The following is a 12,774-nucleotide window of genomic DNA, read 5'->3' as shown; positions in this document are numbered from 1 at the left end:
CTAATCCCAGTATAAATGTGCTTCTAAAATCCGTATCGTACTTTAATGCACAGCACATCCATCTCAGCGATGAACCTGAAGTACAACATTTGTTGCGTAAAAGTTTCGATGGGATTGAAATGAATAATAATCCTTTTGATATCATTTACAAATCACAATTGACAGTAAATGATTTCGATGACATGATTAAAAAAGGTCTTTTGCATAATGACAGTATACTTATTATTCCAGGCATTTACAAAGATCAAATGTGTTATCAACAATGGACCCAATTGATTTGCGCAAAAGATATAACGGTAAGTATGGACCTCTATCATTTGGGTATTATCTTCATCCGTAAAGAACAGGAGAAGGAACATTTCACTATCCGGATATAAAAAAGTAATTTTAAGTATGGAAAATAGTACAACCGATTACACCATTTGGTATGTCCTTGGTTTTTTGTTTTTTATCTATCTGGTAATCCTTTTTAGGAATAAAAGAGGAAACAAACGAAGACGATCTAGACAATTTATGGATGGGAAGAAGCGCCATGAAAAATAGGTTTGAGCACTATTTTGTTAAACCATCTCATCTAATTATTCTTCTATCTTTTCAGATAAGTAATTAAATCAAAAATGAAAATCTACACCAAAACAGGGGACAAAGGCACAACTGCACTATTTACGGGCAAACGTGTTCCTAAACATCATATTCGTATTGAAAGTTATGGTACGGTGGATGAATTGAATTCTTTCCTTGGACTTATCCGAGATCAGGAAATTGACCAACAAACCAAGGAAGATATTGCGTTGATTCAACACAAGCTGTTTACTGTTGGAGCTATTTTGGCCACCGAGCCAACAAAAGATAATCGTCTTAAAATACCACGTATTTCCGAAGCAGATATTGAATTCCTTGAACAGGAAATGGATAAAATGAATGAACAATTACCAGAAATGACGCATTTTATCCTACCTGGCGGACACACAACTGTGTCATACTGTCATATTGCAAGAACCATTTGTCGTAGAGCAGAACGTATGGTCTCCTATCTACATGAAAATGACCCCGTACCAGAAAACCTTTTGTCATACATTAATCGCCTTTCCGACTACCTCTTTGTATTGGCACGAAAATTGTCAAAGGAATTGCAAGCAGAAGAGGTCAAATGGATTCCTGAAAAACTGGAAGAATAAATCGTAATTTTCTGCGTTTCAGATTAACACGCTGAAATATTTTTTTAAATAATTCCAATTTTACTTGACAAATTGGGTTTAAAAATTATTTTTGCAAAAAATTAAAAACAAACCGTTACTATGTACTGGACATTAGAATTAGCTTCATATTTAAGTGATGCGCCTTGGCCAGCCACCAAAGACGAATTAATAGATTACGCCATCCGTACTGGAGCTCCGTTGGAAGTTGTGGAAAATTTACAATCCATGGAAGAAGAAGGAGGCGAAATATACGAATCCATCGAGGAAATCTGGCCAGATTACCCTACAGAGGAAGATTACCTCTGGAACGAAGATGAGTATTGATCTTCAGATATAAAACCGAATTAAAAAAGTCTCATTTGAGGCTTTTTTTTATGTAATTTTGACAGCCTTGCAAGGGGTTACCATGCCGTTCTGGACAATGGAACAACTTTTGCAATCCAAAAGAAAATTTATTCATGAGCTTTATTAATTCCGTACTAAAGGTTTTTGTTGGGGACAAATCCGAGAAAGATGTAAAAGCATTACAGCCTTTAGTAAAAGAAATCAAGTCCTTTGAACAGCAGCTGGAAGGATTATCGCATGATGAACTTAGACAGAAAACAGTAGCGTTCAAAGCCCAAATAGCAGAAGACTGCAAAGAAATCAACGACAAAATAAAAGTCCTTGAGGAAGAGGTATCCACCTCAACCGATATTGATAGAAATGAGGAGATCTACACAGAAATTGATAAGCTCAATGAGGAGGCCTACAAAATATCGGAAAAGACCCTAAACGATATATTACCAGAAGCTTTTGCCGTAGTTAAGGAAACCGCAAAACGGTTTGCCCTCAACGAAACAATCGCTGTAACTGCATCAGAATTTGACAGATCCTTATCTGGCACTAAAGACTATGTTACACTGGAAGGAGATAGTGCCGTGTGGAAAAATTCTTGGGACGCTGCCGGAAAGGAAGTAACCTGGGATATGATCCATTACGATGTGCAGCTCATCGGCGGAATTTCCTTGCATCAAGGTAAAATTGCAGAAATGCAGACTGGAGAGGGTAAGACCTTAGTGGCCACATTGCCACTTTATTTGAACGCCCTGTCAGGTAAAGGTGCACACTTGGTAACAGTAAATGATTACTTGGCCAAACGGGATAGTACTTGGATGGCACCGATTTTTGAATTCCATGGCATGTCCGTAGAATGCATTGATAAACATCAACCCAATTCTGATGGTAGAAGGGCTGCCTATAACGCTGACATCACCTATGGTACCAATAACGAATTTGGTTTTGATTACCTACGGGATAACATGGCCCATACCCCTGGCGATTTAGTACAACGACCCCACCATTATGCCATTGTAGATGAGGTGGATTCCGTATTGATTGATGACGCAAGGACACCTTTGATCATTTCCGGTCCAGTACCCGAAGGAGACAGACACGAGTTCAATGAGTTAAAACCGAAAGTAGGCGATATTGTTCAGAAACAACGCCAGCATTTGACCGGTGTTCTGGCAGAAGCAAAGAAACTAATCAAAGAAGGGGATACCAAAGAAGGAGGCTTCCTATTGCTTCGAGTACATAGAGGACTTCCAAAAAACAAAGCCCTTATCAAATTTTTAAGTGAAGAAGGCGTAAAACAACTGCTTCAGAAAACAGAAAATTTCTACATGCAGGATAACAATCGGGAAATGCCTAAGGTAGATGCCGATTTGCTCTTCACCATTGATGAAAAGAACAATCAAATTGAATTGACCGATAAAGGGGTCGATTATATTTCTGGCGATCAGGATAAGGATTTCTTTGTTATGCCTGACATTGGTGGGGAAATTGCAAAAATTGAAGAGCAAGAACTAGAAATTGAAAAAGAGGCTGAACTCAAGGAAGAATTGTTCAAGGACTTCGCTGTTAAAAGTGAGCGTATCCATACCATGAGTCAATTATTGAAGGCCTATACCTTGTTTGAAAAAGATGTAGAGTATGTGGTAATGGACAACAAGGTTATGATCGTGGATGAACAAACCGGTCGTATTATGGACGGAAGACGTTATTCCGATGGACTTCATCAAGCGATTGAAGCTAAGGAAAACGTAAAAATCGAGGCCATGACCCAGACGTTTGCCACCATTACGCTTCAAAACTATTTCCGTATGTACAACAAATTATCAGGTATGACGGGAACAGCGGTAACAGAGGCTGGTGAATTTTGGGAGATCTATAAGTTGGACGTGATGGAAATTCCTACCAACCGACCGATTGCACGAGATGACCGCCATGACCTGATTTACAAGACAAAACGGGAAAAATACAATGCCATAATCGAAGAAGTAACAGAGCTATCCAAAGCGGGAAGGCCTGTTCTTATTGGTACTACTTCAGTTGAAATTTCCGAATTGCTCTCAAAATTGTTGAGTGTTCGCAAAGTACCACATAACGTTCTTAACGCCAAGTTGCACAAAAAAGAGGCGGATATTGTCGCCGAAGCCGGTAACGGAGGAGTTGTTACCATTGCCACCAATATGGCCGGTAGGGGTACGGATATTAAATTATCCGACACGGTAAAACAAGCAGGTGGACTTGCAATAGTGGGTACCGAAAGGCATGACTCCCGCAGGGTTGACAGGCAGTTAAGAGGTCGTTCCGGGCGACAAGGAGACGTGGGTAGTTCTCAATTCTATGTTTCCTTGGAGGATAACTTGATGCGTCTTTTTGGTTCGGACCGTGTTGCCAAAATGATGGACCGAATGGGGTTGGAAGACGGCGAGGTGATACAACACTCCATGATGACCAAATCCATTGAACGGGCCCAGAAAAAAGTTGAAGAGAATAACTTTGGTATTCGTAAACGACTTTTGGAATATGATGATGTGATGAATGCCCAGCGTGAAGTAGTTTACAAACGAAGAAGGCACGCATTACAAGGAGAACGTCTTAAAGTGGACATTGCCAATATGATCTATGATACCTGTGAGGTTATTGCAGAGACCAACAAATTGGCAGAGGATTATAAAAACTTTGAGTTTGAATTGATCAAATATTTTTCAATTACCTCCCCGATTTCCGAGGAAGAGTTCAAAAAGATGAACTTTCAGGAAATTGCAAACCAGGTTTATACCGCAGCATATGACTTCTACCAACAAAAAATGGAACGAAGTGCAACGGTAGCTTTCCAGGTGATTAAAAAAGTCTATGAGGATCAAACCAACAAGTTTGAACGCATTGTTGTTCCATTTACAGATGGTATCAAATCCCTTAATGTGGTCACCAATTTGGAAGAAGCCTATTCCAGTAACGGGAAACAACTTATCACGGATTTTGAGAAGAACATTTCATTGGCCATAATTGATGATTCATGGAAAACGCATTTGCGTAAAATGGATGAATTGAAACAATCAGTACAATTGGCAGTTCACGAACAGAAAGATCCATTGTTGATTTATAAGTTTGAAGCATTTGAATTGTTTAAATCCATGATTGACAAGGTGAATAAGGAAGTAATATCCTTTTTGTTCAAAGGAGAATTACCTTCCGAAAACGCCAACAATATCCAGGAGGCACGCAATGTTAGACGTCCAAAAGAAAAATTGCGGATGTCCAAGGAAGAGATTCCAAATAGCGATGAACTAGCAGCACAAAATAGAGCTGCAGGACAGACTCAAGGTGGTAGACCCGCTGTTACAGAAACTATTACTCGTGAAAAACCCAAAATTGGTCGTAATGAACGAGTTACCATAAAAAATGTCATGTCAGGAGAAAGCAAAACAGTTAAATACAAACAAGCTGAACCTCTGATAGATAAGGGTGAATGGGTACTTGTAGAAAACTAATCCCCATACCTTAAAAAATAAAAGCGACGGTCATTTATGGCCGTCGTTTTTGATTATAGGAAAAACATAATTAGCTTTACATCCCAAACACCCCCGTTAAGCATATTTGTCATTCTAAACAACCTGTAAGTGGCAAAAGCGAATAACCATACCATGTCTATGAACATACCCAACGAGGAAAATCGTCGTTTACAGGATAAAATCCAGTTGATTCTTAAGGTCAACCACAATTCCATCTTAACTTCCATAGCGTTTGGGTTGATCTGTATGTTTTTACTGGATATCAAAGGGATCATCAATTATGTGTTCTTTGGTTATGCGGTATTGAATTTTTTGAACACTTATCTATACAGCAAGCATAAAAACCTTACCCTCACCTATAATGTAGCTTCCCTCTTGGCAATGATAGGTGGAGTCTTGATTACCATTCACAGCGGTGGCATTCAAAGCCCATTTATTTTCGTATTGGCCATTGTAGTCTTTGCTGGATATGTCACAACAAAAATCTACGGACAGGTTTATTTGATAGTAAATCTGATCGTCGTGGCGGCCATTTTTATTTATGACATGGGTGACTTCAACCTTACAGAAAATATGGTTCCAGAAGCTTCACGCAGATGGTTTGCATTCTTAAGTGTTGTTTTTGCGGTATACTTATTGGGTGGCGTTTTTGGCCGTAATTTATTACGTGCGCACCACAACCTGTACAATTCCAGAAAAGAAGTTCAAGCTAGAATAGAAGAAAAAGAAACCTTATTGAAAGAAGTACACCATAGGGTCAAAAACAATCTTCAAACGGTCTCCAGTTTGTTAAGCTTACAATCCAGGTCCGTTGCTGATGAAAAAATAAGCAGTATCATCAAAAGCAGTCAAAACAGGGTGGTCTCCATGGCCATGGTACACGAAATGCTATACAAGCGCGATGATTACCTTTCTAAAATTGAATTACGTCCTTACGTAGAGGAACTTTGCAATTATTTGGTTCGTTCCGTTAAAGGCAACACCAATAAAATAAAACTCAGTCTTCATATCGATGATCATAAACTGAGCATTGACACGGTTATCCCATTAGGGCTCATTATCAACGAAACCATTACAAACGCCCTTAAATATGGCATCAAGGAAGATGATGCAGGGGAAATTTTGATTTCCCTAAGGCAATTATCCGATAAAAGGTATGAGATGCACCTTGGAGATAATGGGGTTGGTTATGCAGACAACATTGGTCCTGAAACCTCCAAATCCCTTGGGTTAAAATTGATCTATAATTTGGCACGTCAATTACGGGGAACCATTGATCGTGACCCTGAAAAAAAGGGAACCTATTACCGCTTGGAATTTGAAGAAATTATAGAAGAATTCAACAGCATCGATTAAATCCTTTTCCTATCTTTAGAAGATTAATCTAATCTTCCTGAGAATGCTGAAAAAACTACTTTTAGTAGTGCTTTTTATAGGTACTACCGTTTCCGCACAAGACTACTTCTTTAAAAAATATCATCCGTTTAATAGCGACATTCCATCTCCTGAAGAATTTCTAGGGTATCCTATTGGGCAACATCACACTAGACATGATTTGATTGTGGCTTATTTGACAAAACTCGCTGAAACATCAGATCGTGCAAGTATCTACGAGTATGGAAGAACGCATGAGGGCCGGAAATTGGTAATGCTTACAGTGACATCGCCTTCAAACCTTGGTAATCTTGAGCAGATTCAATCACAGCACTTGAAATTTGTAGATCCTTCACAAACAGCATCCAATTATGATGAAGTACCAATTTTTGTCAACTTAGGATATAATGTACATGGCAACGAACCCTCTAGTTCGGAAGCGGCAATGCTGACCGCATATACCTTAGTGGCGTCAAACAGTGCTGAGGTAACAAAGTACATTAACAACGGGGTCATATTAATAGACCCTACCATAAATCCAGATGGACGGGACCGGCATACCCAATGGGCCAATATGTACCAAGGGAATCCATTAGTGGCCGACCCACAAGATGCAGAACACAATGAATACTGGCCAAGAGGACGAACAAATCATTATTGGTTCGATTTAAACCGCGATTGGCTTCTGGGAATCAATCCAGAAAGTCGAGGCAAACTTACATGGTATCATCAATGGTACCCTAACGTTGTTACCGATTTTCATGAAATGGGAACACAAAGCTCCTACTTTTTTGAGCCAATGAAAGATAATGCCTCATTGAACCCCATAATGCCCAAAGAAAACTATATCGACCTCAACAACTTATTTGGGGATTATTACGCAGCCGCTTTGGACAGTATCGGTTCCTTTTATTTTACCAAGGAAGTGTTTGATGGGACCTATCCCGGTTATGGTTCTTCCTATCCAGATTTACAAGGTGGTTTGGCAATTCTATTTGAGCAAGCAAGTTCTAGGGGACATAAACAGACCACTGCATTTGGTGAAATAACGTTCCCGTTCACGATACGAAATCAGTACACCTCTAGTATGGCAACAGTCCAGGCTTCAGTGGAAAATAAAGCAAAACTTAGAAAATACCAGCAGGATTTCTTCAAGAGCGCCTTGGGTAATGCCGACAAAAACAGATTGAAGGGATACTCGTTTAAGGATAATCACGATCCAAATAGGGTAAAAGCATTTATCGACAAGCTATTGTTGCATAAAATTGACGTTTACCAATCTGGTGATGAATTTGTAGTCCCAACCAGACAACCGCAATACCGAATGGTGCAAACCATGTTCGAGACTTATGAAAAGTATCGGGATAGTGTTTATTATGATGCTTCCGCGTGGTCTGTAGCCAACTTCTACAACATGAAATACAAGCCAGTTTCCACCTTGAATCTTGGCACAAAAATCACATCAACCGAAGATTTGGTCAAACCTAAGGCCGTAGTAAAGACCAATTATGCCTATATCATTGATTACGATGACTACAATGCGGTAGCAGCGCTGAACTATTTGCAATCCAAAGGATTGGTCGTTTCGTCATCCTTTAAACCATTCACTGCAAAAACCACGGATGGCAATAAGCGTTTTAATTATGGAGCCCTGGTAATACCGGTAAGTCTTCAGAAGAAAAATGCAGATGATGTATTTAAGATTGTGAGCAAAGCACAAGAAAAATATCAGGTACCTACCTATGCGGCAAATACCGGTTACAATGCACAAGGTATTGACCTGGGAAGCAGGTACGTAGAACCCGTTACCAAACCCAAAGCGGCAATGATCATTGGTGATGGTGTTCGTTCTTATGATGCTGGGGAAGTTTGGCATTTATTAGATACTCGAGTTCATATGCCCATTACTAAAATTCCCATCCGAAATTTTGGTCGGGCAAACCTGGATAAGTACAATACCCTGGTCATGGTTTCTGGCAATTATAATTTCTCAAAAACACAGCTGGAGAAAATCAAGGATTGGACCAGTAAGGGCAATACGCTAATTACGCTTGGAACAGCAGCTAAATGGGCTATTGATAAAAAATTGGTCAAAGAGAAATTGACTGAAGGAAAAGAAAAGGACTCAACTAAGGCCGTAAATAGAAAACCTTACGTGGATGCACCAGAGAATTTAGGAAAGGATTATGTGGGAGGTGCCATATTTAAGGTAGATTTGGATATTACCCATCCCCTAGCCTTCGGGTACCGCGACAATACTATTCCGGTATATAAAAACAATACAGTTTGGCTGGCGCCAAGTAAAAATGAATATGCCACCGTGGCCAAATATGCAAAGGACCCTCATGTTGATGGTTTCATCACCAAAAAGAACACGGAAGAGTTCTTAAAACCATCCGCCTCCCTAATCGTAAGCAAATTGGGTGGTGGGCGTGTTATTCTGTTCGCGGACAACCCTAATTTTCGGGGTTCATGGTACGGAACAAACCGTCTATTCCTGAACGCACTGTTCTTGGGTGATAAAATTGAAATACCTGAATAACCAACTATTATGAAAAAACTACTTTCAGTACTGATACTTTTGTGTGGTATCCATGCATTTGGTCAGGATAACCTAAGTGAAGGCCCTTTTCAACAATTGATTATTCGAGGTGTGACCTTGATAAACGGAAATGGTGCGCCGCCAAGAGGTCCCGTGGATATCGTTGTAGAAAACAATCGGATTGTAAACATTCAGGTTGTAGGCTACCCTGGTGTTAAGATCAAGGATAGTGATAGACCACAGTTAAAAGCAGGCGGAAAAGAACTTGATTGTGAAGGGATGTACCTTCTGCCAGGTTTTGTGGATATGCATGGCCATATAGGAGGCGTGGCACAAGGTGCAGACTCTGATTACGTGTTTAAACTTTGGATGGGCCATGGAATTACTACAATAAGGGAACCCGCAGGAAGAGGTATCGATTGGACCTTGGACCTAAAACGCAAAAGTGAGAAAAATGAGATCATAGCCCCAAGAATACAGGCCTATACAGCATTTGGTCAAACCACCAGTGGTTTCAATCCATTGAATGATGCACCCATCAGTACGCCAGAACAAGCTAGGGAATGGGTTAGAGCTAATGCCAAACTAGGTGCAGACGGCATAAAATTCTTTGGTGCACCACCGGAAATAATGGCGGCCGCCTTAGACGAAAACAAAAAATTGGGCTTACGTTCAGCATGTCATCATGCCCAAGTGGATGTGGCGCGTTGGAATGTATTGCATTCGGCCAGGGCAGGACTTACCAGCATGGAGCATTGGTACGGACTTCCAGAAGCATTATTCAATGACCGTACAGTTCAAGATTATCCCTTGGATTATAACTACCAGAACGAACAACATCGGTTTGAAGAAGCAGGAAGACTTTGGAAACAAGCGGCCAAACCCTTTTCAGAACATTGGAATAAGGTTATGGACGAGCTGATTGCCTTGGACTTTACCTTGGACCCCACTTTCAATATTTATGAGGCAAGTAGGGATTTACAGCGTGCTCGCAGGGCAGAATGGCATGAAGAATACACATTACCCACTTTATGGTCTTTTTACATGCCAAGTAGAATTTCTCATGGATCTTACTGGCATGATTGGGGCACAGAACAAGAAGTGGCTTGGCGAGAAAACTATAACCTTTGGATGACTTTTGTCAATGAATATAAAAATCGAGGTGGTAGGGTAACCACAGGGTCTGATTCTGGGTTCATCTATCAATTATATGGATTTGCCTATATCCGGGAAATGGAATTGCTACGTGAGGCTGGTTTTCATCCATTGGAAATAATACGTTCTGCAACACTTAACGGGGCAGAAGCCTTAGGAATGGCTGATGATATTGGAACTGTTGAGATAGGAAAACTGGCAGATTTTGCCATTGTGGCCGAAAATCCATTGAAAAACCTCAAGGTTCTTTATGGCACAGGTGCCATCAAACTAAATGAAAATAATGAAGTTGTCCGTGTTGGTGGTGTTAGCTACACCATAAAGGATGGTATTATTTACGACGCAAAGGCTCTTTTGCAAGACGTAAAGAAAACAGTACAGCAGCAGAAACAAAAACTAAACTACAAAATAAAGCAACCGGGATCAGAATAGTATACATATTGTGGGGTAATGGGTTTGTTTGTTGAAAATAAAACATTGTAAAAAAGTAGAGGCTTAATTATCGCCCTGTTGCGATTTAATCCGATTAAGCGTCTCCATGTCTGTTTTTGGTGCTCTTTTGCGGAACGAAAACACAATGGATGCCACTACAAAGGCAACGCTTAGGAATAATGTAAATGGTATTGCAATTTCCAATAACATGATTAAGCCAATTTAGACTTGTTTCTTTTAGTTCTGAAAGCAAGTGCTTTTTTAACCCTAGAGTTTTTAAACATATACAAGCGAGCAACTTTAGTATCCTTTTTAGTAGCTTTCTTGATTTCAACATCCAACGCTACACTTGCAGTAGTAGTTTCCACTTTTACTTCTTTAGAAACATTCTGTGCCATAGCTAGAGTTCCGAAAAAGACGATTGCGATGATGGTTAAAACTGTTTTCATGACTTGGGTTATTTTTACATGGTAAAGTTACCTTGGGGTCAACCCGGCCTAGATTTTCATCGCTTAACCTCCATTTTTTTTCGGTGTCGGTACTTTTTTCGGCTGAAGTGTATTTTATCCTCGATGAAAGATTTCAGGCCCAAAAACACCCTAACGATATCTAGTGCATTTCATCGATATTCCCAGTAATAGTCAACGTTAACACAAGTGCAGTTCATCCGATTTTTTGATATGGTCGTCTATGATTAATCTTGATACGAGACCCAATTTTTCATAAATTCATGTCCTATTAGAGTCTTTTACAATCAATTTTAAGTACACTGCTATGAAGATTACATTTTTGGGACATGCATCCCTCCTACTGGAAATAGAAAATCAAAAAATCATTGTTGATCCATTCATTACTGGAAATCCTTTGGCATCAGAAATTGATGTAGAATCATTAGAGGTCGATTACATTTTGATCACCCATGGACATCAAGATCATGTTTTGGATGTTGAAACCATTGCCAAAAACAATCCTACAGCTGTATTGATATCCAATTATGAGATTGTTCAATGGTTTGCTGAAAAAGGAATCAATGGACACCCTATGAATCATGGTGGTATGCATCAATTGGATTTTGGTCACCTCAAATACGTAAATGCAATTCATTCAAGTGTCCTACCCGACGGTACTTATGGTGGCAATCCTGGTGGATTTATAGTGACTGGCGGTTCTAAAACAGTGTACATAGCGGGAGACACTGCACTTACCATGGATATGAAATTGATTCCAATGACTTCACCCAAGTTGGATTTGGCAGTTTTGCCTATTGGAGACAATTTTACAATGGGTTATGAAGATGCGGTTGTCGCCAGCGACTTTATCGAATGTAACCAGGTCTTGGGCTGTCATTATGATACATTCCCCCCAATACAGCTGGATAAGGAGAAAGCGAGAGCGCACTTTGATTCAAGAGGAAAGGAATTGCATTTATTGGAAATTGGCCAAAGCCTAACCATTTAGTTTTGGTATTTGCAGCTTTTACGTAATGCATCCAGACGTAAAACGACCAACACATCAAATTACAATAAACACTATGAGATTACTTCTTTTTGGAATGCTATTCATTGCTTCCACGGCCTGCAAGCCCAAGACCACTAGTACAGTACAGGAAAATACAGCTTCCATCCAAGAAAAGATGGAAGAAAAGACACCAATGAGCAAACAAGATTTGGAAGGATACGAAACGGCCTATTTTGCCAGTGGATGTTTTTGGTGTGTTGAAGCTATCTATGAAAGCGTAAAAGGCGTAAAAGAGGTTTATTCGGGGTATTCAGGCGGCCCAGAAGAAAATCCCACCTATGAGGATGTTGCCTACGGAAGAACAGGACATGCTGAAGCTGTGGAAGTATATTATGATCCAAACGTCATAAGCTTTACGGAATTAGTACAGGTGTTTTTTGGTTCTCACGACCCAACATCATTAAACCGACAAGGACCTGATAGAGGAGCACAATACCGTTCCATTGCATTCTACAAGAGTGATAAGGAGCGTGAAATCATCACCAAGTACATGGAAGCTTTGGAAGCATCAAATGTGTATGGTAGGCCTATTGTTACCCAAGTAGTACCCTTTGAAAAATTCTACATTGCGGAAGCGTATCATCAGGACTATGAAAGAAGAAATCCTAACAATTCGTACATCAGAAATGTCTCCATTCCTAGATTGAATCGATTCAAGGCGAATTTTAATACGTACTTAAAAGATGAAAGCCACTGATTCCATTGAAGAAAA

Annotated in this window: 12 protein-coding genes; 10 read left to right on the top strand and 2 right to left on the bottom strand. The window is 39.9% G+C overall.

All coding sequences use genetic code 11. The features are described 5' to 3' along the window. Window positions 1-17 precede the first annotated feature (17 nt). The 8 genes from M3P19_RS02105 to M3P19_RS02070 all read left to right on the top strand — a co-directional run bounded on the left by M3P19_RS02105 (window position 18) and on the right by M3P19_RS02070 (window position 10,544). Window positions 18-377 (top strand): hypothetical protein, encoded by a 360-nt coding sequence (locus M3P19_RS02105; RefSeq protein WP_249655964.1) that lies wholly within the window; start codon window positions 18-20, stop codon window positions 375-377. A 16-nt stretch (window positions 378-393) separates the two neighbouring features. Beyond that, the gene (locus tag M3P19_RS02100; RefSeq protein ID WP_249655963.1) at window positions 394-543 is read left to right on the top strand and encodes a hypothetical protein; all 150 of its coding nucleotides are present in this window, start codon (window positions 394-396) and stop codon (window positions 541-543) included. 74 nt (window positions 544-617) lie between these two features. Beyond that, window positions 618-1,178: a cob(I)yrinic acid a,c-diamide adenosyltransferase gene (locus M3P19_RS02095; RefSeq protein ID WP_249655962.1), complete on the top strand. Its 561-nt coding sequence runs from the start codon at window positions 618-620 to the stop codon at window positions 1,176-1,178. Window positions 1,179-1,298: 120 nt separating this feature from the next. After that, window positions 1,299-1,523: a DUF2795 domain-containing protein gene (locus tag M3P19_RS02090; protein WP_013551418.1), complete on the top strand. Its 225-nt coding sequence runs from the start codon at window positions 1,299-1,301 to the stop codon at window positions 1,521-1,523. A gap of 134 nt (window positions 1,524-1,657) precedes the next feature. Continuing rightward, window positions 1,658-5,020 carry a preprotein translocase subunit SecA gene (gene secA / locus M3P19_RS02085; RefSeq protein WP_249655961.1) on the top strand — a complete coding sequence of 1,121 codons (3,363 nt, stop codon included), beginning with the start codon at window positions 1,658-1,660 and terminating at the stop codon, window positions 5,018-5,020. Window positions 5,021-5,179: 159 nt separating this feature from the next. Next, window positions 5,180-6,397 carry a sensor histidine kinase gene (locus tag M3P19_RS02080; protein WP_249655960.1) on the top strand — a complete coding sequence of 406 codons (1,218 nt, stop codon included), beginning with the start codon at window positions 5,180-5,182 and terminating at the stop codon, window positions 6,395-6,397. A gap of 43 nt (window positions 6,398-6,440) precedes the next feature. Next, window positions 6,441-8,957 carry a M14 metallopeptidase family protein gene (locus M3P19_RS02075; protein WP_249655959.1) on the top strand — a complete coding sequence of 839 codons (2,517 nt, stop codon included), beginning with the start codon at window positions 6,441-6,443 and terminating at the stop codon, window positions 8,955-8,957. A gap of 9 nt (window positions 8,958-8,966) precedes the next feature. Then, complete coding sequence (locus tag M3P19_RS02070) at window positions 8,967-10,544, top strand: amidohydrolase family protein (RefSeq protein ID WP_249655958.1); 1,578 nt, start codon at window positions 8,967-8,969, stop codon at window positions 10,542-10,544. A gap of 63 nt (window positions 10,545-10,607) precedes the next feature. Here the strand turns inward: M3P19_RS02070 and M3P19_RS02065 are convergent, their stop codons facing one another. After that, complete coding sequence (locus M3P19_RS02065) at window positions 10,608-10,754, bottom strand: hypothetical protein (protein ID WP_249655957.1); 147 nt, start codon at window positions 10,752-10,754, stop codon at window positions 10,608-10,610. A 2-nt stretch (window positions 10,755-10,756) separates the two neighbouring features. Continuing rightward, a complete protein-coding gene (locus tag M3P19_RS02060; RefSeq protein WP_249655956.1) occupies window positions 10,757-10,993 on the bottom strand; it encodes a hypothetical protein in 237 nt (78 codons plus the stop codon). A 325-nt stretch (window positions 10,994-11,318) separates the two neighbouring features. Between M3P19_RS02060 and M3P19_RS02055 the strand changes: the two genes are divergently transcribed. Then, window positions 11,319-12,002: a metal-dependent hydrolase gene (locus tag M3P19_RS02055; RefSeq protein WP_249655955.1), complete on the top strand. Its 684-nt coding sequence runs from the start codon at window positions 11,319-11,321 to the stop codon at window positions 12,000-12,002. A 73-nt stretch (window positions 12,003-12,075) separates the two neighbouring features. Continuing rightward, window positions 12,076-12,759 carry a peptide-methionine (S)-S-oxide reductase MsrA gene (gene msrA / locus M3P19_RS02050; RefSeq protein ID WP_249655954.1) on the top strand — a complete coding sequence of 228 codons (684 nt, stop codon included), beginning with the start codon at window positions 12,076-12,078 and terminating at the stop codon, window positions 12,757-12,759. The last annotated feature ends 15 nt before the right edge of the window (window positions 12,760-12,774 follow it).

It is taken from the genome of Flagellimonas spongiicola (assembly GCF_023502425.1).
Lineage (GTDB): Bacteria > Bacteroidota > Bacteroidia > Flavobacteriales > Flavobacteriaceae > Flagellimonas > Flagellimonas spongiicola.
This window is presented reverse-complemented; position numbering and strand designations above follow the sequence as displayed.

Bases quoted from the DNA above. Each gene is read 5' to 3' on its own strand.
- M3P19_RS02075 (WP_249655959.1), top strand. From the start codon at position 6,441: ATGCTGAAAAAACTACTTTTAGTAGTGCTTTTTATAGGTACTACCGTT.
- M3P19_RS02095 (WP_249655962.1), top strand. From the start codon at position 618: ATGAAAATCTACACCAAAACAGGGGACAAAGGCACAACTGCACTATTT.
- M3P19_RS02080 (WP_249655960.1), top strand. From the start codon at position 5,180: ATGAACATACCCAACGAGGAAAATCGTCGTTTACAGGATAAAATCCAG.
- secA (WP_249655961.1), top strand. From the start codon at position 1,658: ATGAGCTTTATTAATTCCGTACTAAAGGTTTTTGTTGGGGACAAATCC.
- M3P19_RS02070 (WP_249655958.1), top strand. From the start codon at position 8,967: ATGAAAAAACTACTTTCAGTACTGATACTTTTGTGTGGTATCCATGCA.
- M3P19_RS02055 (WP_249655955.1), top strand. From the start codon at position 11,319: ATGAAGATTACATTTTTGGGACATGCATCCCTCCTACTGGAAATAGAA.
- M3P19_RS02100 (WP_249655963.1), top strand. From the start codon at position 394: ATGGAAAATAGTACAACCGATTACACCATTTGGTATGTCCTTGGTTTT.
- msrA (WP_249655954.1), top strand. From the start codon at position 12,076: ATGAGATTACTTCTTTTTGGAATGCTATTCATTGCTTCCACGGCCTGC.
- M3P19_RS02065 (WP_249655957.1), bottom strand. From the start codon at position 10,754: ATGTTATTGGAAATTGCAATACCATTTACATTATTCCTAAGCGTTGCC.
- M3P19_RS02060 (WP_249655956.1), bottom strand. From the start codon at position 10,993: ATGAAAACAGTTTTAACCATCATCGCAATCGTCTTTTTCGGAACTCTA.
- M3P19_RS02090 (WP_013551418.1), top strand. From the start codon at position 1,299: ATGTACTGGACATTAGAATTAGCTTCATATTTAAGTGATGCGCCTTGG.